This window comes from Galbibacter orientalis DSM 19592 (assembly GCF_000260115.1).
Classification (GTDB): Bacteria; Bacteroidota; Bacteroidia; order Flavobacteriales; family Flavobacteriaceae; genus Galbibacter; species Galbibacter orientalis.
The window spans coordinates 1,898,370-1,920,141 of the sequence record NZ_JH651379.1 but is presented as its reverse complement, the minus strand read 5'-3'; the positions used below and the strand labels follow the sequence as shown (position 1 = coordinate 1,920,141).

The following is a 21,772-nucleotide window of genomic DNA, read 5'->3' as shown; positions in this document are numbered from 1 at the left end:
AAACTAGAAACGCATATTGCTTAGAGCCTACAGCGTAAAGTTTATAAATTAAAACGGCACGTCATCTTCTCCAAAGTCTTGATTCATGGAGCTTCCAAAAGCTTCGTCTGCACTCGGTAAATCTTTAGTTGCAAACGGATTCTCTTCGCCATCATTCATTTTAGATTGGAATTCGAAAGGCGAATCAAAGTCATCTAAATTATCAAACTTACCAAGCTGACCGATAAACTTCAGACGGATATTCTCCAAACCACCATTACGGTGTTTTGCAACGATAAACTCTCCTTGTCCCTGAGTTGGACTACGTTCATCGTCATCCCATTCTTCAATTTTATAGTATTCTGGTCGGTAAATAAAAGATACAATATCCGCATCCTGCTCAATCGCACCCGACTCACGAAGATCGGAAAGTAAAGGTCTTTTACTCCCTCCTCGTGTTTCTACCGCACGCGATAACTGAGAAAGTGCAATAACAGGAACACTCAACTCTTTTGCTAAAGCTTTTAAGTTTCGAGAAATTGTAGAAATCTCTTGCTCTCTATTTCCTCCTTTCTGACTCCCTCCAGCCGTCATTAACTGCAAGTAATCAATAATAATCATTTTAATTCCGTGCTGAGATGCTAATCGGCGTGCTTTTGCTCTTAAATCGAAGATGGAAAGCGAAGGTGTATCATCTATAAACAAAGGTGCAGTTTCAAGAGATTTTACTTTTACATTTAACTGCTCCCACTCGTGTTTTTCTAATTTTCCTGTTCTCAATTTTTCTGAAGACAAGCCTGTTTCCGAAGAAATCAAACGTGTTATTAACTGTACTGACGACATCTCCAAAGAGAAAAAAGCTACAGGAATATTGGAATTTACAGCAATATTTCTCGCCATGGAAAGTGTTAAAGCTGTTTTCCCCATACCAGGTCTTGCAGCTACAATAATTAAATCACTCGGCTGCCAACCAGAAGTAAGTTTATCTAATTTATCAAAACCAGATGGAATTCCACTTAAACCTTCTTTATTAGAAATTTCTTCAATCTTCTTTTTAGCCTGAATTACCAAACTCTGTGCTGTTTCTGAAGATTTTTTAATATTTCCTTGCGTTACTTCGTATAATTTTGCCTCTGCATTATCTAACAAATCAAAAACATCGGTTCCTTCATCATAAGCCTCTTCAATAATTTCACTAGAAATTTTAATAAGACTTCGCTGAATGTATTTTTGTAAGATTATACGTGCGTGAAACTCAATATGCGCTGAAGATGACACTTTTTTAGTAAGCTGAATTAAGTAAAAGTCGCCTCCAACAGCTTCTAATCTTTTATTCTTCTTTAATTGCGCCGAAACTGTTAATAAGTCTATTGGCTCTGAAGTTTCAAAGAGCTGAACTACAGCTTCATAAATATATTTATGACCATCTTTATAGAAGGCATCGGGATGAAGTATATCTATAATTTCATCAACACCCTTTTTATCAATCATCATTGCACCCAATACAGCTTCCTCTAAATCAATAGCTTGCGGAGGGATTTTACCTTTCTCCAGCTGAATCACATTTGATTTATCAACTTTAATTCCTTGTATCGGGTTTATTTTTTCCATGAATGCGAATGTATATAATTGTAACCTGAAAAGTGGTTAAATTGAACGCTTGGTTTTTAACTAACTGTCAACAAACTAGTTGTTAATAACTTGTTTTTCTTGTTAATAAAGGTAAAAAAAACCGAAGCGCAAACTCCGGTCTTAACAATAAGGTAACAAATACGGGGATTTAATTTTTAAATACTCCCATGTTTGCATATTTATCCATTCTTTGATTTACTAATTCTGTTGGGGATAACTTTTTCAACTCATCATGAACTGTAGTAATTTGCTTTGCTACGGTTTTAAAAGTTGTTTCCCTATCGGAATGCGCCCCCCCAAGTGGCTCTTTTATAATATCGTCTACCAAATGTAATTTCTTCATATCGGTAGCCGTTAATTTAAGTGCATCTGCTGCTTGTTCTTTGTATTCCCAGCTTCTCCATAAAATAGAAGAACAAGATTCTGGAGAAATTACAGAATACCAAGTATTCTCTAACATCATAACCTTATCTCCTACTCCAATACCTAAAGCTCCACCAGAAGCCCCTTCACCAATAATTAAAACAATAATTGGCACTTTAAGGCGTGTCATTTCAAGAATATTCCTTGCAATAGCCTCTCCTTGCCCTCTTTCTTCAGCTTCAATACCTGGATAAGCACCTGGAGTATCTATTAATGACACCACAGGAATTCCAAACTTCTCAGCCATTTTCATTAGGCGTAGCGCTTTACGGTATCCTTCTGGATTTGCCATCCCAAAGTTTCTATACTGACGGGTTTTAGTATTATATCCTTTTTGTTGACCGATAAACATATAGGTTTGATCTCCTATTTTTCCTAATCCGCCAATCATAGCTTTATCGTCTTTTACATTTCTATCGCCATGAAGCTCTAAAAATGTATTTCCGCATAACGCTTTGATATAATCTAAAGTGTAAGGCCTTGAGGGATGCCTGGACAATTGTACTCGCTGCCAAGCAGTAAGATTTTTATAGATGTCCTTTTTAGTCTTTTCTAACTTTTTTTCCAATTGAGTGCATGTATCAGTAACGTCAACATCGCTTTCTGACCCGAGAACTTTACATTTATCTAATTGTTCTTCAAGCTCTTTAATTGGTAACTCAAAATCTAAATACTCCATGAGTCTTGTTTTGATAATTTTATTAGCGTACAAATATAAAACTTTAAACTATTTAGCCTGCCCTAGAGAGACATTTCTTTTCAACGAATTCTTTAAAATACCGTTGGCCAGCACAGTAGCTAAAATAATTAAGGCGCCTATGTAAAAACCTTCACTCATTTTTTCTGATGATCCTAAAATCATGTAAGCTAAAACAATTCCATAAATAGGCTCCATATTAATGGTAAGCATTACTGTATATGGGCTTATTAGCTTCATTACTTTTACAGATCCTATAAATGCATATGCCGTGCAAACACTTGCTAACAACAGCAAATACATCCAATCTGATGCCGAAAGTATAAAAAATTCAGCAGAGAAACCACCTGTAAATAATAAATATAATGTTATGAACGCAACACCACTTCCTAATTCATAAAAGGAAATAATAGAAGGCTTATATTGTTTGGCTAATTTTCCGTTGATTAAAGAAAAAGTAGCAGAAAGTAATGTAGCTATTAAAGCATAAACAATCCCTAACACATACTGTGTTTCTACACTGAAAATTATATACAAACCGGCAATAACAACAAGTCCGAAAAAAATTTCATACCAAATCATTTTACGTTTATAAAAGATAGGTTCTAAAATTGCGGTAAAGAAAGCTCCTGTAGATACTGTTGCCAATGTTACCGAAACATTAGAAACTTTTATTGCCATAAAAAAGAAGATCCAGTGCAATGCAATAGTAATTCCTGCAATAATTAATGTTCTCAATGCTTTTTTAGGAACTCTAAGTGAGAATTTCTTAAACATAACATAGAGTCCTACAAAAAATGTTGCCAAAAGCATTCTAAACCATACAAGTGGAATTGCATCTATAGTTATAAGTGCCCCGAGCACAGCGGTAAACCCCCAAATAAACACAACCAAATGTAAATGGAGGTAGTTTTTTAATTTATCGTTTAGCATTTTTTAATAAGTAGATCGCAAGGATACCGAATAAAATATTAGGAATAGCAACAGCCAATAAAGGTGGGAAATTAGATTGTTCTGCCATGGTTCCAAAAACTTTATCAAAGAAAATATAGATAAAAGCCAAAGAAATTCCCACAGCTAAATTTACTCCCATTCCTCCCCTTCGTTTCATTGAAGAAACAGAAACAGCAATAATGGTTAAAATAAATGCTGAAATAGGCAAACTCCAGCGTTTGTATTTTACTACTAAATATGTGTTTATGTTTGGAGCTCCTTTCTTACGTTGCTCTTCAATAAAACTATTTAATTCGAATAAATTTTTTGTTTCAGCCACATAAGAAACAGGTGTAAGATCGTCTAAATCAAATTCAAACAGCGTATCAAGTCTATTTTGCTTTTCAAGGATATCATCATTAACTCCAATAGTACGTTTCATATATCCACTCAAACGGTAAATACTATCTTTATCTATCCAACGAATATTGCTAGCCGTAATTTTATATTCCAACTCGTTTCCGTCAAAATGTTCTAATGTAAAGTTGTACCCTATTTTTGTACTCGGAGTAAAACTACTTACATAAATATACTCGTTATCATTTACCTGATTAAAAACCCGCGAAGTCTCTCGGTCCTTATCTCTTCCCCCTTTTAAATATTTTATTCGAAAATCGTTATAGCCTTCACTAGCTTTTGGCACTATAAACATTCCCATAACAAACGAAAATACTGCAATTATGGAAGCTCCAATAAAATAAGGTCTCAAAAAGCGCCAAAAAGAAATTCCAGAACTCAAAATAGCAATAACTTCTGTGTTATTTGCCAACTTAGAAGTAAACCATATAATTGATAAAAAGAGAAATATTGGAAATAATAAACTAGCAAAATAGAAAGTAAAGTCAATATAATAGGATAGAATATCGGCAGTAGGCGCTTCATTATCTATCATTTTATCAACTTTTTCAGATACGTCAATCATAATTCCAATAGGAACGAACAACATTATCATAACAAAAAAGGTAGCTAAATACCTCTTAAGAATATACCAATCTATTATTTTCACTTGTTCTTTATTTCTGGGGTTTCAGACTTACTCCTCTCAACTATGGTTAATAAAACTGTAAGCTTAAATTATTTAGTATTCAGCTTAAAAAATTACAATCTTTTATCCATTTGCTTAACCATCTTATTTTTCCAATCTGTAAAATCTCCTGCTAAGATATGTTTTCTAGCTTCACGAACCAACCACAAATAAAACCCTAAATTATGAATTGTAGCAATCTGTTTTCCTAAATATTCATTTGCAGCAAATAAATGTCTTAGGTAAGCTTTTGTATAATACGTATCTACATCGGTAATTCCCATTTCATCGATAGGAGAAAAATCGGCTTCCCACTTTTTATTTTTTATATTAATTGTACCATGCGCGGTAAACAACATTCCATTTCTAGCATTTCTTGTTGGCATCACACAATCAAACATATCAATTCCAAGTGCAATATTTTCAAGAATATTGATAGGAGTTCCTACCCCCATTAAATAACGAGGTTTATCTTCAGGAAGAATCTCACAAACAACCTCTGTCATTTCATACATTTCTTCAGCAGGCTCCCCTACAGAAAGCCCTCCTATCGCATTTCCTTGCGCACCAGAATTTGCAATATACTCGGCCGATTGTCTTCTTAAATCTTTATAAGTAGAACCTTGAACTATAGGAAACAATGTTTGTTCGTATCCGTATTTATCTGGTGTCTCATTAAAGCGTTTAATGCATCTATCTAACCAACGGTGCGTCATGTGCATAGAACGCTTCGCATAATTATAATCGCATGGATACGGGGTACATTCATCAAAAGCCATGATAATATCTGCCCCGATGGTTCTTTGAATATCCATAACATTTTCAGGAGTAAAAAAGTGATAAGAGCCATCAATATGACTTTTAAACTTAACTCCTTCTTCCTTAATTTTTCGATTATCAGATAAAGAATACACTTGGAATCCCCCACTATCTGTTAAGATATTTCGATCCCAATTCATAAATTTATGCAACCCACCAGCTTGTTCAATAATAGAAGTTTTTGGTCTTAGGTAAAGATGATAGGTGTTTCCTAAAATAATATCAGGATTAATATCTTCTTTTAATTCTCTTTGATGTACTCCTTTTACAGTGGCCACAGTACCAACTGGCATAAAAATAGGTGTTTCAATTGCACCATGATCGGTTGTTACTACTCCTGCCCTTGCCTTACTTCCGGCATCTTTTCCACTTAACTTAAATTCCATTCTTGTTTCTAACTATTAAGATTTTTGGATTTTGATAGCAATAAACATCAACCTAAATCCTCCTTATGTTTCCTCACAAAGTGAGTTTTAAATCTGCAAAGATAATCAACAAAATTGCTCTTTCTTCATAAAGAACCTCTAAAACCTTACATTTAAAACAAATATGTAGCATATCTATGTAAAATTTACTTTGCTATGGTTTTATAAAGGTTTATTTTTGTTTAAGATAATTAATTAACAATTACAGATGCCAGACACACAACAATTAAACGATTTGACAACCCAAGTAAGAAGGGATATTGTAAGGATGGTGCACAAAGTAAACTCAGGACACCCTGGTGGTTCTTTGGGATGTACAGAATTCTTAGTAGCACTATACAACGAAATTATGGAAGTAGATACCAACTTTAAAATGGATGGTATTAATGAGGATTTATTCTTCCTTTCTAACGGACATATTTCTCCTGTTTTTTATAGCGTATTAGCAAGAAAAGGGTATTTCCCTGTGGAAGAATTAAATACTTTTAGATTATTAGATTCTCGTTTACAAGGACACCCAACCACCCATGAAGGTTTACCAGGAGTAAGAATTGCTTCTGGATCTTTAGGACAAGGAATGTCTGTAGCTCTTGGAGCTGCACTTGCAAAAAAACTAAACAACGACACACATACTGTTTATAGCTTACATGGAGATGGAGAGCTTCAAGAAGGTCAAAATTGGGAAGCTATTATGTATGCAGCGGGTAATAAAGTAGATAATTACATAGCTACAATCGACCTAAACGGACAACAAATAGACGGAGCAACAGACGATGTTCTTCCAATGGGAAGTATTAGACAAAAATTTGAAGCTTTTGGATGGGATGTTATGGAAGTTGAAAAAGGAAACGACCTTGAAGCTGTTATAGCAGGACTTAAAGAAGCTAAATCTAGAACTGGAAAAGGAAAACCAGTTTGTATTTTACTTCATACTATTATGGGTAATGGTGTAGATTTTATGATGGGAACACATGCATGGCATGGAAAAGCTCCTAACGATGAGCAATTAGAAAAAGCATTGGCTCAAAATCCTGAAACTTTAGGAGATTATTAATCTGTTGCCGAGAGATTATTAATTGATGTATAACTCTTAGTGAGCTAATATCAATTATTTATAACTCAATTTGCAGCGTATTTACATCTCGTATAGTGAGTAAAATGCTTCAGACCAAGCTCAAGAAGCATTCAAAGGAAAAGTTGAAAACATCTTGACGCAAATGTCAAAGCATTTAAATCTCGATTATCGAGTAAAACACAGAAATTAAAGAAATGAAAAAATACACATACACAGAAAAAATAGATACACGAAGTGGTTTTGGAGCAGGTCTTACCGAACTTGGTCGCACCAATCCAAATGTAGTTGCGCTTTGTGCTGATTTAGTAGGATCTTTAAAAATGCAGGATTTTATTAATGAAAACCCTGAAAGATTTTTCCAAATCGGAATTGCAGAAGCAAACATGATGGGAATTGCAGCTGGTTTAACCATTGGTGGTAAAATTCCATTTACAGGTACGTTTGCAAATTTTTCTACAGGAAGAGTTTACGACCAAATAAGACAATCTATTGCTTATTCTGATAAAAACGTAAAAATTTGTGCTTCTCACGCAGGTTTAACTTTAGGTGAAGATGGTGCTACACACCAAATTCTAGAAGACATTGGACTTATGAAAATGCTTCCAGGCATGACCGTTATCAATCCATGTGATTTTAACCAAACTAAAGCAGCTACTATTGCCATTGCAGAACATGAAGGGCCTGTTTATTTACGTTTTGGTCGCCCTGCGGTTCCAAACTTCACCCCTGCCGATCAAAAATTTGAAATAGGAAAAGCTGTTAAAATTAACGAGGGTAGCGATGTAACAATTATAGCAACTGGGCATTTAGTTTGGGAAGCTATTCTTGCAGGTGAAAAATTAGCAGAACAAGGAATTTCTGCAGATATATTAGACATTCACACTATAAAACCTTTAGACGAAGAAGCTATTTTAGCTTCTGTAGGAAAAACTGGTTGTGTAGTAACTGCAGAAGAGCATAACTTCTTGGGAGGTCTTGGAGAAAGCGTAGCTAGAACTTTAGCACAAAATACTCCTGCGCCACAAGAATTTGTTGCTACGCAAGATACTTTTGGAGAAAGTGGAACTCCAGCTCAATTAATGGACAAATACGGATTGAATAGTGAAGCTATTGTTAAAGCTGTTACAAAAGTGTTAAAAAGAAAATAAACGGCAGTAATTTCAGTTTATAACATAATTAACATTTAAAAAATAACAGACAAACATGAAAAAATCAATCTTAATAATCTGCCTACTAGCAGGTTTCACAAGTTTTGCTCAATCTGAATCAGGTTTCGGACTTAAAGGAGGTTTAAACTTTAACTCCAATGGAGATGCCTCTATAGGTAGTGACATTGGAGATATTGGTTCCGATTCTCAGGTAGGTTTCCATGTAGGAGCTTTCGGGAAATTAGATTTCGGAACCTTATACGTTAGACCAGAATTGGTATACACTAACACCAATTCTGATTATGACGGCGATAAATTTAAAATGAGTAAACTGGACATGCCACTATTGGTTGGACTTAATATTGTAGGTCCGTTACATATTTTTGCAGGACCTTCTTTACAATACATACTCGACACCGATTTAGAAGGAGTTACTATAAACGATGTTGAGAATGATTTTACAGTAGGCTTAAATATGGGAGTTGGCGTTAATCTAGGAGAACGATTAGGAGTAGACCTGCGTTACGAAAGAGGATTTAGTGATAATGAAGCTGAATTTGTTGGTTTATCAGGAACTGGAAGAATAGACACCAGACCTTCTCAACTTATATTGAGTTTATCGGTAAAACTATAAAAGCATTCATTTATAAAGCATAAAAAAAACCAGCGCAGTAAACGCTGGTTTTTTTTATGCTTTGCTTTATCTTCTTTGGTAATTTTTCGATATAAACTTAAACATAGAGTAGATTTAACCACATAACTTTCAGTTATTTAAACCTCTAGAAAAATTAATTACCTTCAATTCGAGAATCTGGATCTAAATAATCTGGAACACCATCCCCGTCTGAATCGTCTACAACTCCATCTTCATCATAATCATATTCCGCTTTTGTTAAAACACCATCTCCATCATCATCGGCATCTAAATAATTAGGAATTCCATCTCCGTCGGTATCATCGTTTCTTGGGTCTCCATCTCCATCTACATCTTCTAAATGAGAAGGAATCCCGTCTGGTGTTGAAGCTGTTCCTCCTTGAGCATTAATTATAGTATAATCTTCATCTATTTCGTTAAATTCAAGCATATCTACTTTAAAAATGAGTGGACTGTATGATGGAATACTTGATCCTAATGGAGGACTATTAAAATAACCCAACCCAGAAGGCATAAAAGCAGCTCCTATCCCATAATCTTGATTCCACTCTAATGTTCCATTTATATTTTCAGTAAAAGAGGTTCCAGTTTTAAGCTTTACCAAAAGTGCTCCAAAACCATATACAACTCCTGTAGTACTAAACTTTGTTTCTACATTAAGATCATTAAAAATTTCTCCACCAATATAACTACCCTGATATTTGGTAATTACTTCATGCCCATAAACAGGATTCTCTCCAACACCTTCACGCGCAATTATATAATATAAAGTGTGCGGTACATCTTGAAAATTTATAATCTCTTCTTGAACTTGTTCTATCAATGGAATTTTGTCAGCATTGACCCCTGCAATCGTATCAAATACAATTTTATAATCAAAGTCGGCAGGTGGATTTTGAAACTCTTCATAGTTATAAAAATGAGTTTGCAAATACAACTGTAACTCAGCATCATCTTCAGCTTCAACTTCAGCAACATCCCTTACTTCTATTGTATCTCCTGCATCATCATCATCATTATTACATGAGATTGTAAAAAAAATAACAACTACGAGAATAAATATAAAATTTAATTTCATTTCTATAATTTAATTTGTTGCAAATATAAGATTCTCTTTTAAATTCTATTATCATTTAACGTTTGGAAAGAAGCTTCTTTTAATTAACAAATATTTAACTACTAAGATGAGATAATTAGAATATATAAACTATATATTGTAGCATATAAACTCAATTTATAAATATATGAAAAAGATAGTTTTTATTTTAATTATTAGTATTGTCAGCTGTTCAACTGATGACACTAATTCTATTATGGAAGAAGTTACGAAAGCAGAAAGCACATTTCAATATATCTACGAGGGAGAACATATTGAGATAGACTTCATAGAAACAAAAGACTCAGTCATAATTGTTGAAAACGATGCTGCTAGGCGTGTAGAGGATATTTTTACAAAGAATCCTGAACTAATAGAATATTCTGTAGAATATAATAAGTCTATCCTATTTAAAAGCGATCAAGATTTCAGTGAATTTCTTGAAAATTCAGGTAAAATAAATCATAAAAAAAATGTGGCTTCCAAAAATGCTTATTGGACAAATCAAGCTTTACAACTATATGCTGAAAAGGATTTTAATAAATCCTCCCAAATTCCATGGGTTGATGAAGGCGTTATGTTTTTCACCTATAGAACAAATAACTATCCAGCAAATTCTCATGAAATGATTACTCTTAGACTAAAATATCTTTATATAAATGATTATTGGAAAGTAGACTTTAAAAATAAAGTTCAATTTCCTCCATATAAAATTCCTGTAAAACCTGATGATAATATTGCAAGTGTTTTAGTAGAGGGGTTAATTGTTAGATTTTACGAACACCCAAATTATAGAGGAAAATCATTTGTATTAGATGGAACAACAAGTGTTGGGCAAGTAGGAATAAAAAAATTACAAGATAAAAAAATAAGTTTTTTTCATCGCTGGGATAATAAAATTAGTTCCATTAGAGTATATTAATTTTTTTTAAAATTTAATAAGTTTTATAAAAAAGGAGTTTTATTTTTACATAAAACTCCTTTTTTATGCGTATTGATAAGTATTTATGGTGTATTCGGTATTTTAAAACCCGAAATATGGCTACTGAAGCCTGTAAAAAGGGTCACGTTAAAATTAACGAGCAAAAAGTAAAGCCTTCTCGCGATGTTTTTCCTTCTGATAAAATAGAGCTCCGCAAGAATCAAATTAACTATACAATCAAGGTTTTAGACATCCCTGAAAATCGCGTTGGAGCTAAGTTGGTAGATATTTACCGAAAAGACACCACTCCTAAAGAGGCTTTTGAACATGTAGACCTTCTAAAATATTCTAAAGATTATTATAGAAAAAAGGGAACTGGAAGACCTACAAAAAAAGACCGTCGAGATATTGACGATTATAAAGAAGAAGGAACATTGGACACTCCGAAAAAGGTTGATAGTTGAAAATATAAAGAATAGAGAGAAAAGGTCAGGAGTCAGGAGTCAGGAGTCCGAAGTCCGAAGTCCGAAGATTTTTATTCCTTAATTTACATTTTTAAATTTCCAAATTGGCTCATCCACAAATTTAAAACTTTGCCTCTTTTGAGTTGATAGTTAGCGGTAATGCCAAAGCTGACATCCCGAACTTGAACACAACAATCCTTGATTGGAACACAAGTAAATAAAAACGCTTGCAGAACTTTACATCATAATTAAAAAACAAAAAAATATGAGCAAGCAAAAAGTATGGTTTATTACAGGGTCTTCAAAGGGTATGGGGCTTGAGATTACAAAAGCAGTATTAAATAATGGAGATAAAGTAATAGCAACTACTAGAGATTCGGAAACGCTTTCAGAAGAAGTTACTAATTACAAGGGGAATGTACTTCTTCTAAAGTTAGACATCACTAAAGAAAAAGATGTTGATCACGCCATTTTAAAAAGCATAGAGAAATTTGGTCAAATAGATGTTGTGGTGAATAATGCAGGATATAATCTTCTAGGAAATGTTGAAGAACTAAGTGATGCAGAGTTTAAGGAAACAATGAATGTAAATGTTTTTGGATTAGCCAATATCATTAGGAAAGTATTGCCACATTTACGTAGGCAAAAATCAGGTCATATTATCAATACTTCATCTATGATGGGCTACACGAGTTATCCCGGTAACGGAAGCTACAGTGCGTCTAAATATGCAGTTATCGGAATATCAGAAGCCCTTGCACAAGAAGTTGCTCCTTTTGGGATAAAAGTAACGATTCTTGCACCAGGATCATTCCGTACGAATTTTATGAATCCAAGTAATCTAAACGTTGTGAAAAATAAAATTGATGTATATAATTTAGACAAACAGGTTGAACTATTTACGGGATTTGATGGCAAACAATTAGGCGATCCTAAAAAATTGGCAGAAGTACTACTTAAAATCACTAAAATGTCTAATCCACCATTACATCTTCCTCTAGGTTCAGACAGTTACAATGCCATTTTAGCGATACGTGACAACGAGCAAAAAGAACTGGAAGAATGGAAAAACTTATCTTTATCAACAGATTTTCAATAGTTATTGAATGAAAAATGCTGCTCCTCATAAAATTCAGTCCATTTCAGAACTGCATAAATTATTTGGCTTACAAAAGCCTGAACACCCGTTAGTAAGTGTGATTGATTTTGAATTGCTGAGTTATAAACACAGTGATATTTGGAAGCATTTCACCAATGATTTTTATTGCATCACCCTTAAAAAAGGAGGCAATGGAAATTTCAAGTACGGACAACAGGGTTATGATTTCCAAGAAGGTATGATGACCTTTACCAAACCGGGACAAGTATTTTCGGTAACAGCAACAAATGACAATCCTGTTACAGGTTTTATGTTGGTATTTAAAACTGATCTAATTCGCCCTTACCCCTTAGGTAAAAGCATCAATAACTATGGCTTTTTTGACTATTCCGTTTCAGAAGCTTTGCACCTTTCCGCCAAGGAGGATACCATCATATCCTCTTTGTTGGTGCAAATGCAAAATGAATTAAACAACAATATAGACCATTATAGTCAAGATGTAATTGTGTCGCATTTAGATCTGTTACTCAATTATTCTAACCGCTTTTACAATCGGCAATTTTTGACACGCAAAGCTGTAAATAATGACTTGTTGGTTCAATTGGAAGCAATCCTTAACAACTATTTTAATACTGAAACAGCACTAAATAAAGGTTTGCCATCAGTTCAGGGTATAGCCAATGAAGTAAATCTTTCACCCAGTTATTTAAGCGACCAGCTACGAAGTACGACAGGGCAGAATACACAACAATATATTCAAAATCATTTGATCGAAAGGGCAAAAGAATTATTATCTACCACAAATTTATCAGTTGGTGAAATTGCTTATCAGTTGGGGTTTGGATATTCTCAATCCTTCAGTAAGTTATTTAAAAAAAATACTATGCAAACACCTATGGAATATCGACAGTCGTTTAATTGAATGCAACTACCGCTAACATTGTTAAAAGAAAAAGGTCAGAAGTCAGGAGTCCAAGATTATTATCTCTTATTTTACATTTTCAAATTTCCAAATTGACTCATCCACAAATTTAAAACCTTTGCCTCTTTGAGTTGATAGTTAGGCACAATTTAGACCAAAAGATGTAACAAAATATAAGATTTTCCGTCTTGTAAAGTAAATCATCAATCAAAAATCAAAATGAAATACTTAAAACTTTTAAGGCTGTTTGCTGTTATCAGCTTCAATTTAAATGCACAAAACAATTCAAAATTAGAAAACAATCAACAAGAGAATGCAATCTACGTCATTAAGGATGTAAATGTAATACCAATGACAAAAGAAAATAAAGTCATTGAAAAAGCAACTATAGTAATAAAAGAAAACAAAATCCATTCAATTAATAAAACAATACCTGAAAATTCAATCGTAATTGACGGCAAAGATAAATGGCTAATTCCTGGATTAATTGATATGCATGTTCATAACCTCGCAAGTTCAAGTCCTTGGGTTATCTACCACACAAAAGGTCCTCTGGTAAATTATGACACTCAAAACTTAATGACACTATACATAGCAAATGGCGTTACAACTGTTTTTGAATTAGGAGCGAGACCTGAACATATAGGACAACGCAACGAAATTACAAGAGGAAACGTAATTGGACCAAGGATGGCTTTAGCCAAAGTAATTGGTGGGAATAAATCGAATTTTATTGCTAAAAACCCTTCTGATGGAAGAAATGCAGTACGTTTTGCTAAAGAAGAAGGATATGAATTTATCAAGGTCTACACTTGGTTAAATGAAGAAACTTTTAAGGCAGTTATAGATGAAGCCGATAAACAGAACATGAAAGTAGTAGGTCATATTCCAGTAGCTTTCAAGAAAAAACAAGCAAAAGATTTTTTTGTTCCTCATTTTGGTTTAATAGCACACGCAGAAGAATTATCAAAACAAACAGACGATTATAGTTATGAAAAGGCTCAAGAGTTTGCTCGTTTAGCAAAAGAAAATAATACTTGGTTAATTCCTAATTTAACCAATATGCTTTCAATTAGCCAACAGGCAAAATCATTACAAAACATCAAAAACTTACAAGGTTTTAAATATGTTCATCCTCTTATGCAAAGCAAATGGTTAACTTCAAATGGTTACTATGGAGCATCTGAAAAACTAATTGAATATTACACTAATTTATATGACTTTCATTTTCTAATTGTAAAAGCTTTTAAAGAAGCTGGCGTACCCATGGTTGCTGGGACAGACGCTGGAATTTCTGGCGTTATTTGGGGGTTTTCGCTTCACAATGAGCTTAAATTATTAGTAGAAGCTGGCTTAACTAATGAAGAAGCTTTAGCATCTGCAACAAGATTAGGTGCTGAATGGCTTGAAATTGATGATAAAATCGGAACTATTGAAACTGGCAAGTTTGCAGATTTAATTTTATTAAACAACAACCCTTTAGCTAACATTAGTAATACTCTAAAAATTGCAGGTGTTTTTGTAAACGGTAAGTGGATTAACAAAAATAAAACAGATATTATGCTATCCGAAATTGAGAATTGGAATAATATTAATAAAGAAAAGTATGACTGGAAAGAACTTTTGAATAGTTTAAAAAATTAATAAAAAAACTATTAAAGAGGTAAAAGAAAAAGTCCGAAGTCAGGAATCCTAAGATTTTTATTCCTTAATTTACATTTTTAAATTTCCAAATTGGCTCATCCACAAATTTAAAACTTTGCCTCTTTTTTCTTTCAGCGAAGCGGTCTTAAATCTTTATCCAAAAACTATTGTTATTAAAAATTTGGATGCATCTATTAACTTTTCATGCATACAAAATCAAACTTTAGTATCTTTGGATAAAATTATTGAGCAATGACAATTCAACAAAATAAAATTCTCAACCATACAGAAATTGAGCATAAAATAAAGCGTATCGCTTATCAAATTTATGAAACTTATGTAGATGAAGAAGAAATTGTTATTGCAGGAATTGCTTCTAGCGGACTAGAATTAGCAAAAAAAATAAATAAAGTAATTACAGAAATTTCTGAAATTAAAACTACTTTTTGCGAAGTTAAAATTGACAAAGAGAATCTTTTAACTCCTGTTCAAACATCTATAAGCGAAAAAGAATACCAAAACAAAGCCGTTATTTTAGTAGACGATGTTTTAAATTCTGGAGGAACTCTTATTTATGTGGTTAAACATTTTTTAAACGTTCCTTTAAAGAAATTAAAAACGGTAGTTTTAGTAGACAGAAATCATAAAAGATACCCTGTAAAAGCTGATTTCAAAGGAATCTCCCTCTCCACTTCGTTACAAGAACATGTAGATGTTGTTTTTGAAGAGGGAAATGACGCCGTCTATTTAGGCTAATTTTTCTGAGATTTTAGTTGCAATTTCCTCTGGAGTTTCATTCGCTACCGAAATAATGTGATGCGACTTTAGATAATAAAAGTTTCTTTCAAAAAGATGCTTCCTTATAAATTCTGATAATTCTTTATCGGCAATATCTTTTATTAAAGGTCTTTGTGCTTTCTCCTTCTGAAGACGCTCTTCTAATTTATCAACAGATAGTTTTAAGTAAAAAACATTCGGAGTAGCCTCTAAAACAACCTCCATATTATTTCCAAAACAAGGAGTTCCTCCTCCTAAAGAAATTACTGCTTCTGGTTTTTGAGAAAGTAATTCGGTTAAATATTCTGTTTCTTTTCTTCTGAAATATATTTCTCCTTTTAATTTAAAGATTTCTGGGATAGATAAATTCTCTTTTTCCACAATATAATCATCAAAATCGATAAACATTAAATTGTTGTTTTTTGCCAAAACCTTCCCCACTGTAGATTTTCCGCTTCCCATATACCCTATTAAAATCTGCATCATTTATTTTCCAATTTATTAATTTTCACTGTTTTATATATTCAACATAAAAAAAAGACAAATTTATAGTAAAAATGGCTTGAATAATAAATAAATCATCTTATATTTGCACCCGCAAACGGGAAAAGTTTGCGACGTACTTTTAACATTACGTAATGACTCGATAGCTCAGTTGGTAGAGCACAACACTTTTAATGTTGGGGTCCTGGGTTCGAGCCCCAGTCGGGTCACAAAATGACAATTTAAATGTCATTAAAGATAAAAAAGTTGAGCTTCTTGCTTAACTTTTTTTATTTTAGCTACCTACAAACACCGGGATGCTGGAATTGGTAGACAGGCATGGTTGAGGGCCATGTGTCCATTAGGGCGTGTGGGTTCGACTCCCATTCCCGGTACAACAAAAGGCTCAGAAGTAATTTCCTGAGCCTTTTTTAATGTATATAGTTCTATTTATTCAAATTATTGTAAATTATCATTATACTCATACAGAGGAACTGAAACATCAAATTTTAAGCCCATAATCTCGTTTTTAAAAGGCTTTATCCTTTTTTTACATAAATATTGATTTACTTTTGCATAGCATGCAATAGCCACTTGATATACAGTTATAAAATGAAAAAAGACATAACCCAGCTAGACGACATAAAACTTCTTGTAAATACATTTTATGATAAAGTTAGAGAAGACGATTTGCTCAAGGATATTTTTAATGAAGTTATTCAAGATAAATGGTCTATTCACCTTGAAAAAATGTATCGTTTTTGGGAAACTGTTTTATTGGAAAATCACACATACTACGGAGGACCTTTTGCTCCACATGCCAAACTACCTGTAACAAAAGAACATTTTGACCGATGGAAACTTCTTTTTTTTCAGACCCTTAATGATAATTTTGAAGGAGAAAAAGCTGATGAAGCAAAATGGCGTGCTGAAAAAATGGCCGAAATGTTTTTATATAAAATTGAATATTTAAGAAGTTAACCCTGCTTTCTTTAACACCTTATTATTCAATATTTTCTTTTTTAGCTTAAAAATACGTGTGTACTTTTTATTAGTAGGATATTGCCTACTCGAAGTAATATTATTAAAAACTAAAGCTACTACTAATAAAATAAGGCATCCTGTTAATACTGGAGAAATTACATACATATATCCCAAATCTTTAACCTTTTCAGAACCTATTACTGCTATCAATGCAGTAGCCCCTCCTGGCGGATGTAACGTTTTTGTTATTTGCATAAACACAATAGACAAAGCCACAGCCAATGGTGCGGTTAACCATATTATATCTGGAAGAATCTGAAAAACTGTTACTCCAATTATAGCCGAAATAACATGACCACCAATTAAATTTCTAGGCTGAGCAAATGGACTTTGAATGGAACCATACACCAACACACTCGAGGCTCCAAAGGAACCTATCAGGAATAAATTTTCATATCTTGATAAGGATTCGCTGTGAAAAAAAGCCATTAAACCAATTCCAATAAAAGCTCCAATAAACGACCAAAAGTGTTCTTTTATATCTATTAGCGTTTCTTTATAAACAACATACCGTGTTATCCTCGCGCTTCTTTTAATTTGCTTTTTCAATGGATTTACAATTTTCTAAAGAAATTTCTTTTTTTTCAGCACAAAAATAACTCACTCTTAATAGACCTACCATAAATTAAAATAATCAAACAAAATGTTAGGATTAAATTATAATTTATACATTTCTGATTAAGAAAGAACAAATTTATACGCTCCAAAACCTACTCTTTGTTAAACAAAGGACTTACGTTGGAATATTATTTAGGTCTCTTTTTATGCTATATTTACTTTCTCTAAACTAGTTTGTTAGATGGTCTAAAATATCTTTTGCCATTTTAGACATATCATAATTATGCTGCCAATCCCAATCCAAGCGCGCTCTTGTATCGTCAATACTATCTGGCCATGAAGCAGCAATTTCCTGACGAAAATCTGGGTTATACTTAATCTTAAAATCAGGGTAATATTTTAAAAGCTCACTATATATTTCTTTAGGCGAAAAACTAACTGCAGAAACATTGTAAGATGAGCGAATACTAATATCTTCTTTTGGAGCCTGCATCAAATCTAAAGTTGCCTTTATAGCGTCTGGCATATACATCATTGGAAGGTACATATCTTCTGCTAAGAAACACTCAAACTCCTCTCCTTCAATGGCAGCTCTAAAAATATCAACCGCATAATCTGTAGTACCACCACCAGCGGCCGACTTATAACCAATTAATCCTGGATATCTTAAACTACGTACATCTACCCCGTACTTTTCAAAATAATAAGCACACCATCGTTCTCCAGCAAGTTTAGATATTCCATAAACTGTTGTTGGATCCATTACACAATCTTGAGGTGTATTATCTGCAGGGGTATTTTTTCCAAAAACCGCTATTGATGAAGGCCAATAAATTTTTTCAATCTTTCCTGCCTTTCCAAGTTCTAAAACATTTAAAAGGCTATCCATATTTAATTTCCAAGTAAATAGTGGATTCTTCTCTCCAACTGCCGATAAAATTGCTGCTAAATGATATACTTCGGAAACCTCATATTTATCAATAAGCTCAACTAAGCGATTATTATCAAGAACATCTAAAACCTCAAAAGTGCAATAATCAAATTTATCTTTTGCATTTTCGTTTATATCCGTAGCTATAATAGTAGCGCCTCCAAATTTATCTGCCAAAGCAGCAGTTAACTCCGATCCTAATTGACCTCCAGCGCCAGTTATAAGTATTTTACCCATATTAGAAATTAAAAAATTTGTAAAAAACAATCCTTTGAAAACTTCAAATTTTCACATTCGCAAATATCCTTAAATTTTAAGGAGTTTTTAAAGCAAAAAGCATTTTTTTTATTTTTTAACTTCTCTTTATTATTGAGAATTTAATTGTAATTTTTTTTATTCAAAACAAGCCATAGACAATCTTTTTAAAATCACTACTTTTGTTTAAAGACTTTTCGGTTTGAGATGAACATTATAAAAGAACATTTTAGCATTAAAGACCTTGAAAACCTTTCAGGAATAAAGGCACATACCATTCGTATTTGGGAGAAGAGATACAACCTACTTGAACCTAATAGAACCGACACTAACATTCGTTACTACTCTTTAAAAAGCTTACAGAAGCTGCTAAACATAACAACATTATACAATAATGGGCATAAGATTTCTAAAATAGCTAAACTTCCTGAAAAGGATTTATTTATTTTAGTGAAGGAAATTACCAGTAATAAGAATCAGAAAAACTACTATTTAAACGATTTAAAATTAGCAATGATGAATTTTGATCAGAGTCTATTTTTTTCTGTTTACAATAGTCTTCTAGCTGTAAAATCCTTTAGAGAAATATTTTTTGAAATCTTCATTCCTTTTCTTGATGAGCTTGGTCTTTTATGGCAAACCGAAACGATATCTCCTGCGCATGAGCATTTTATAACTCATTTAATCAAACAAAAAATTATTATTAACACAGAGAAGTTCCAACAACAAGCTCCCATCCATACAGACCGTGTTTTTGTGCTATTTCTACCAGATAATGAGATTCATGAAATAGGATTGTTATATCTAAATTACGAAATAATGTTACGAGGTTATAAGTCGATTTACTTAGGGCAAACACTGCCCGTTCATGGACTCCAAAATATTGCACAGCATCATCAAAATATTACCTTTGTTAGCTATTTTACAATTACCCCACTCAAGGAAAATGTAAATAGTTATTTAGAAGAATTTAATTCTTATGTTGGCAATTCTGAGACTAACAATATATGGGTGCTAGGAAGTCAAATACAAGATATTAATATCTCTGATACATTGAAAAACGTAAAAACCTTTAGAAGAATTGATGAAGCCGTACACGCTATATAATCTTTTTTTATTCTGACACTAATTTATCTAGCGTACTCCTCATTTTGTCACTATTCCAATTAGCGGCTCCTTTTTCATCAATAACAATACCTCCATCTTTAGAGATTAAATACGTAGCAGGTATAGATTTAGAAATTAAATGTTTAGGTACTTCAGAAAAACTATTAAACACTGGAAGTGTATATTGATGTTTTTCTAAAAACTTCGCTAAAGTCTTCTTTTCTTCATTACTAACAAAGACAAAAACCACCCGATCTCCATAATCCTTATACAGTTTTTGCAGAGAAGGCATTTCGGCAATACATGGTGGGCACCATGTGGCCCAAAAATTTACAAGTACAACTTTTCCTTTTAAATCTGAAAATTCTAATTGTTCACCTTCTAAACTAACCAAACTCCAATTGTAATTTTCTAACACCTTTCTTTCTTCAGTAGTTTCAACACTAGGACTCATGGCTAACAGCCTTGTTACATGTACTTTTATATATGTTCCAATTGGAGTAAATAATAAAACAATTATTAATCCTAGAAATAATAAATTACTAACGGTTGATTTTTTTATATGCACATCTTAATAATTTAAAAAGTGTACTTTCATATACAATGGAAGCACACTTTTTTAGCAAAAAACTTCTTTAAAATTACAAAAATTTATCGAGTAGCAGTACCAGTTGGCAAGCTTCCTAAATTTAAACCTAAACTATGTACCTCTGGTGCTGTTGCAGTACCTGCAGTTCCCACCAAAGGCTTCAATGTAAACGGTGCCGGAGAATTATCTGGAGATGGTTCTACAGAAATAACAACTGTTTTCCCTCTTACATCCAACGGAAAAGCAAATCCACTAGGCGCATTTAAGAAAAAATCTTCCCCAGGAATAGGAGGACCAGCATTAGCCTCAGCTCCGCTAAAAGGGTTCCCACTATCTACAGCATCAAGAGCGGTAAAAGTACCAGTTGTAATTGGCCCTTCATCTGCAACAACCCAACCTTCATAAACCCAACCTTCATAAACCCAACCATCTGGTAAATCAGGAAGCTCTAAACCCGCTGCTGGAGGCATTCCTGGTAATCCAAACCACACTCCATTTTCATCATTTCCGTTATTAGTTCCAGTCTCATCTGTAGGTGTTCTTAAGAAAAAACTTCCGGTAGCATCAGTAAAATCTCCAACAATACCTGTTGTTAACGAAGCATTGTCATTAGAAAAATTTCCTACTAAAATTTTTGTATCGGCTGGCGCTGGATCAGAATCAACTGAAGGCTCTATAGAAAGAACAAAAGTTGTTGCTGCATCTAATACAGTCTCTTCTATTTCAAAATTAGTTTGAGAAAGAACTCCTTCAGAATTTACTGTAAACACTCCTGTACTTACTGGACTACCGTTAACTATAACCCATCCTTCATAAACATAATTTTCTCCAAGATCTTCTAGTCCATTAATATTTAAACGGAGTGCTTCTAAATCTGGCCCATTATTATCGTCATCGCTACTACAAGAAACAAGCGTTAAAACTCCTATCAGCATCAATGCCAATCCATTTTTTACTATTCTAATCATGATTATTTTATTTAATTATTTATCCCCTAAAGCTACCAATTGT

The 21,772-nt window shown here is 33.2% G+C and carries 22 protein-coding genes and 2 tRNA genes; 13 read left to right on the top strand and 11 right to left on the bottom strand.

Annotation, left to right across the window (positions count from 1 at the left end; genetic code table 11):
• Positions 1 to 48 precede the first annotated feature (48 nt).
• The 5 genes from dnaB to tgt form a co-directional block, all read right to left on the bottom strand.
• Positions 49 to 1,590 (bottom strand): replicative DNA helicase, encoded by a 1,542-nt coding sequence (dnaB, locus tag JOOMADRAFT_RS08500; protein ID WP_008612581.1) that lies wholly within the window; start codon positions 1,588 to 1,590, stop codon positions 49 to 51.
• Between the two features lie 169 nt (positions 1,591 to 1,759).
• Positions 1,760 to 2,713, bottom strand: a complete 954-nt coding sequence (locus JOOMADRAFT_RS08495) for an acetyl-CoA carboxylase carboxyltransferase subunit alpha (RefSeq protein WP_008612580.1) — start codon at positions 2,711 to 2,713, stop codon at positions 1,760 to 1,762.
• A 48-nt stretch (positions 2,714 to 2,761) separates the two neighbouring features.
• A complete protein-coding gene (locus JOOMADRAFT_RS08490) occupies positions 2,762 to 3,664 on the bottom strand; it encodes a DMT family transporter (protein WP_008612579.1) in 903 nt (300 codons plus the stop codon).
• Complete coding sequence (locus JOOMADRAFT_RS08485) at positions 3,651 to 4,730, bottom strand: LptF/LptG family permease (protein ID WP_008612578.1); 1,080 nt, start codon at positions 4,728 to 4,730, stop codon at positions 3,651 to 3,653. Before JOOMADRAFT_RS08485 ends, JOOMADRAFT_RS08490 begins: the two co-directional genes overlap by 14 nt.
• A 92-nt stretch (positions 4,731 to 4,822) precedes the next feature.
• Positions 4,823 to 5,953, bottom strand: coding sequence for a tRNA guanosine(34) transglycosylase Tgt (tgt, locus tag JOOMADRAFT_RS08480; protein ID WP_008612577.1), 1,131 nt, complete (start codon positions 5,951 to 5,953; stop codon positions 4,823 to 4,825).
• Positions 5,954 to 6,200: 247 nt separating this feature from the next.
• Between tgt and JOOMADRAFT_RS08475 the strand changes: the two genes are divergently transcribed.
• From JOOMADRAFT_RS08475 to JOOMADRAFT_RS08465, 3 genes are all read left to right on the top strand, one after another.
• On the top strand, positions 6,201 to 7,046 hold the full coding sequence (locus JOOMADRAFT_RS08475) for a transketolase (protein WP_008612575.1): 846 nt from the start codon (positions 6,201 to 6,203) through the stop codon (positions 7,044 to 7,046).
• Between the two features lie 215 nt (positions 7,047 to 7,261).
• A complete protein-coding gene (locus JOOMADRAFT_RS08470) occupies positions 7,262 to 8,215 on the top strand; it encodes a transketolase family protein (protein ID WP_008612574.1) in 954 nt (317 codons plus the stop codon).
• 55 nt (positions 8,216 to 8,270) lie between these two features.
• Positions 8,271 to 8,849, top strand: a complete 579-nt coding sequence (locus JOOMADRAFT_RS08465; protein ID WP_008612571.1) for a porin family protein — start codon at positions 8,271 to 8,273, stop codon at positions 8,847 to 8,849.
• A gap of 154 nt (positions 8,850 to 9,003) precedes the next feature.
• Here the strand turns inward: JOOMADRAFT_RS08465 and JOOMADRAFT_RS08460 are convergent, their stop codons facing one another.
• The gene (locus JOOMADRAFT_RS08460) at positions 9,004 to 9,948 is read right to left on the bottom strand and encodes an FKBP-type peptidyl-prolyl cis-trans isomerase (RefSeq protein ID WP_008612570.1); all 945 of its coding nucleotides are present in this window, start codon (positions 9,946 to 9,948) and stop codon (positions 9,004 to 9,006) included.
• Between the two features lie 166 nt (positions 9,949 to 10,114).
• Between JOOMADRAFT_RS08460 and JOOMADRAFT_RS08455 the strand changes: the two genes are divergently transcribed.
• The 6 genes from JOOMADRAFT_RS08455 to JOOMADRAFT_RS08430 all read left to right on the top strand — a co-directional run bounded on the left by JOOMADRAFT_RS08455 (position 10,115) and on the right by JOOMADRAFT_RS08430 (position 15,773).
• Positions 10,115 to 10,888 (top strand): hypothetical protein, encoded by a 774-nt coding sequence (locus JOOMADRAFT_RS08455; protein WP_008612569.1) that lies wholly within the window; start codon positions 10,115 to 10,117, stop codon positions 10,886 to 10,888.
• Positions 10,889 to 10,953: 65 nt separating this feature from the next.
• Positions 10,954 to 11,352: an RNA-binding S4 domain-containing protein gene (locus JOOMADRAFT_RS08450; RefSeq protein WP_008612568.1), complete on the top strand. Its 399-nt coding sequence runs from the start codon at positions 10,954 to 10,956 to the stop codon at positions 11,350 to 11,352.
• Positions 11,353 to 11,617: 265 nt separating this feature from the next.
• Positions 11,618 to 12,451 (top strand): SDR family NAD(P)-dependent oxidoreductase, encoded by an 834-nt coding sequence (locus JOOMADRAFT_RS08445; protein WP_008612567.1) that lies wholly within the window; start codon positions 11,618 to 11,620, stop codon positions 12,449 to 12,451.
• A 7-nt stretch (positions 12,452 to 12,458) separates the two neighbouring features.
• Complete coding sequence (locus JOOMADRAFT_RS08440; protein WP_008612566.1) at positions 12,459 to 13,373, top strand: AraC family transcriptional regulator; 915 nt, start codon at positions 12,459 to 12,461, stop codon at positions 13,371 to 13,373.
• Between the two features lie 219 nt (positions 13,374 to 13,592).
• Entirely contained in the window at positions 13,593 to 15,017 is a 1,425-nt protein-coding gene (locus tag JOOMADRAFT_RS08435; RefSeq protein WP_008612565.1) for an amidohydrolase family protein, read from the top strand.
• A 252-nt stretch (positions 15,018 to 15,269) separates the two neighbouring features.
• On the top strand, positions 15,270 to 15,773 hold the full coding sequence (locus tag JOOMADRAFT_RS08430; protein WP_008612563.1) for a phosphoribosyltransferase family protein: 504 nt from the start codon (positions 15,270 to 15,272) through the stop codon (positions 15,771 to 15,773).
• Here JOOMADRAFT_RS08430 and JOOMADRAFT_RS08425 read toward each other — a convergent pair.
• On the bottom strand, positions 15,765 to 16,280 hold the full coding sequence (locus JOOMADRAFT_RS08425) for a shikimate kinase (protein ID WP_008612562.1): 516 nt from the start codon (positions 16,278 to 16,280) through the stop codon (positions 15,765 to 15,767). The genes JOOMADRAFT_RS08430 and JOOMADRAFT_RS08425 overlap by 9 nt on opposite strands.
• Before the next feature lie 154 nt (positions 16,281 to 16,434).
• Here JOOMADRAFT_RS08425 and JOOMADRAFT_RS08420 point away from each other — a divergent pair.
• From JOOMADRAFT_RS08420 to JOOMADRAFT_RS08410, 3 genes are all read left to right on the top strand, one after another.
• Positions 16,435 to 16,507, top strand: a tRNA-Lys gene (locus tag JOOMADRAFT_RS08420).
• 81 nt (positions 16,508 to 16,588) lie between these two features.
• Positions 16,589 to 16,672 (top strand) — tRNA-Leu (locus tag JOOMADRAFT_RS08415).
• A 217-nt stretch (positions 16,673 to 16,889) separates the two neighbouring features.
• Positions 16,890 to 17,258: a group III truncated hemoglobin gene (locus JOOMADRAFT_RS08410; protein ID WP_008612561.1), complete on the top strand. Its 369-nt coding sequence runs from the start codon at positions 16,890 to 16,892 to the stop codon at positions 17,256 to 17,258.
• Here JOOMADRAFT_RS08410 and JOOMADRAFT_RS08405 read toward each other — a convergent pair.
• Both JOOMADRAFT_RS08405 and JOOMADRAFT_RS08400 read right to left on the bottom strand, forming a co-directional pair.
• Positions 17,247 to 17,870, bottom strand: coding sequence for an HPP family protein (locus JOOMADRAFT_RS08405; RefSeq protein WP_008612560.1), 624 nt, complete (start codon positions 17,868 to 17,870; stop codon positions 17,247 to 17,249). The genes JOOMADRAFT_RS08410 and JOOMADRAFT_RS08405 overlap by 12 nt on opposite strands.
• A gap of 238 nt (positions 17,871 to 18,108) precedes the next feature.
• The gene (locus tag JOOMADRAFT_RS08400; protein WP_008612558.1) at positions 18,109 to 19,047 is read right to left on the bottom strand and encodes an NAD-dependent epimerase/dehydratase family protein; all 939 of its coding nucleotides are present in this window, start codon (positions 19,045 to 19,047) and stop codon (positions 18,109 to 18,111) included.
• Positions 19,048 to 19,272: 225 nt separating this feature from the next.
• Between JOOMADRAFT_RS08400 and JOOMADRAFT_RS08395 the strand changes: the two genes are divergently transcribed.
• Positions 19,273 to 20,172 (top strand): MerR family transcriptional regulator, encoded by a 900-nt coding sequence (locus JOOMADRAFT_RS08395; protein WP_008612557.1) that lies wholly within the window; start codon positions 19,273 to 19,275, stop codon positions 20,170 to 20,172.
• A gap of 7 nt (positions 20,173 to 20,179) precedes the next feature.
• Here JOOMADRAFT_RS08395 and JOOMADRAFT_RS08390 read toward each other — a convergent pair whose 3' ends face one another.
• A complete protein-coding gene (locus JOOMADRAFT_RS08390; RefSeq protein WP_008612556.1) occupies positions 20,180 to 20,740 on the bottom strand; it encodes a TlpA family protein disulfide reductase in 561 nt (186 codons plus the stop codon).
• A gap of 83 nt (positions 20,741 to 20,823) precedes the next feature.
• Complete coding sequence (locus JOOMADRAFT_RS08385; RefSeq protein WP_008612555.1) at positions 20,824 to 21,729, bottom strand: anti-sigma factor; 906 nt, start codon at positions 21,727 to 21,729, stop codon at positions 20,824 to 20,826.
• Positions 21,730 to 21,772 lie beyond the last annotated feature (43 nt).

What these genes read in the sequence shown, in the direction of transcription:
- dnaB (WP_008612581.1), bottom strand. Translation starts at nt 1,590, where the DNA reads ATGGAAAAAATAAACCCGATACAAGGAATTAAAGTTGATAAATCAAAT.
- JOOMADRAFT_RS08495 (WP_008612580.1), bottom strand. Translation starts at nt 2,713, where the DNA reads ATGGAGTATTTAGATTTTGAGTTACCAATTAAAGAGCTTGAAGAACAA.
- JOOMADRAFT_RS08490 (WP_008612579.1), bottom strand. Translation starts at nt 3,664, where the DNA reads ATGCTAAACGATAAATTAAAAAACTACCTCCATTTACATTTGGTTGTG.
- tgt (WP_008612577.1), bottom strand. Translation starts at nt 5,953, where the DNA reads ATGGAATTTAAGTTAAGTGGAAAAGATGCCGGAAGTAAGGCAAGGGCA.
- JOOMADRAFT_RS08475 (WP_008612575.1), top strand. Translation starts at nt 6,201, where the DNA reads ATGCCAGACACACAACAATTAAACGATTTGACAACCCAAGTAAGAAGG.
- JOOMADRAFT_RS08470 (WP_008612574.1), top strand. Translation starts at nt 7,262, where the DNA reads ATGAAAAAATACACATACACAGAAAAAATAGATACACGAAGTGGTTTT.
- JOOMADRAFT_RS08465 (WP_008612571.1), top strand. Translation starts at nt 8,271, where the DNA reads ATGAAAAAATCAATCTTAATAATCTGCCTACTAGCAGGTTTCACAAGT.
- JOOMADRAFT_RS08460 (WP_008612570.1), bottom strand. Translation starts at nt 9,948, where the DNA reads ATGAAATTAAATTTTATATTTATTCTCGTAGTTGTTATTTTTTTTACA.
- JOOMADRAFT_RS08455 (WP_008612569.1), top strand. Translation starts at nt 10,115, where the DNA reads ATGAAAAAGATAGTTTTTATTTTAATTATTAGTATTGTCAGCTGTTCA.
- JOOMADRAFT_RS08450 (WP_008612568.1), top strand. Translation starts at nt 10,954, where the DNA reads ATGCGTATTGATAAGTATTTATGGTGTATTCGGTATTTTAAAACCCGA.
- JOOMADRAFT_RS08445 (WP_008612567.1), top strand. Translation starts at nt 11,618, where the DNA reads ATGAGCAAGCAAAAAGTATGGTTTATTACAGGGTCTTCAAAGGGTATG.
- JOOMADRAFT_RS08440 (WP_008612566.1), top strand. Translation starts at nt 12,459, where the DNA reads ATGAAAAATGCTGCTCCTCATAAAATTCAGTCCATTTCAGAACTGCAT.
- JOOMADRAFT_RS08435 (WP_008612565.1), top strand. Translation starts at nt 13,593, where the DNA reads ATGAAATACTTAAAACTTTTAAGGCTGTTTGCTGTTATCAGCTTCAAT.
- JOOMADRAFT_RS08430 (WP_008612563.1), top strand. Translation starts at nt 15,270, where the DNA reads ATGACAATTCAACAAAATAAAATTCTCAACCATACAGAAATTGAGCAT.
- JOOMADRAFT_RS08425 (WP_008612562.1), bottom strand. Translation starts at nt 16,280, where the DNA reads ATGATGCAGATTTTAATAGGGTATATGGGAAGCGGAAAATCTACAGTG.
- JOOMADRAFT_RS08410 (WP_008612561.1), top strand. Translation starts at nt 16,890, where the DNA reads ATGAAAAAAGACATAACCCAGCTAGACGACATAAAACTTCTTGTAAAT.
- JOOMADRAFT_RS08400 (WP_008612558.1), bottom strand. Translation starts at nt 19,047, where the DNA reads ATGGGTAAAATACTTATAACTGGCGCTGGAGGTCAATTAGGATCGGAG.
- JOOMADRAFT_RS08395 (WP_008612557.1), top strand. Translation starts at nt 19,273, where the DNA reads ATGAACATTATAAAAGAACATTTTAGCATTAAAGACCTTGAAAACCTT.
- JOOMADRAFT_RS08385 (WP_008612555.1), bottom strand. Translation starts at nt 21,729, where the DNA reads ATGATTAGAATAGTAAAAAATGGATTGGCATTGATGCTGATAGGAGTT.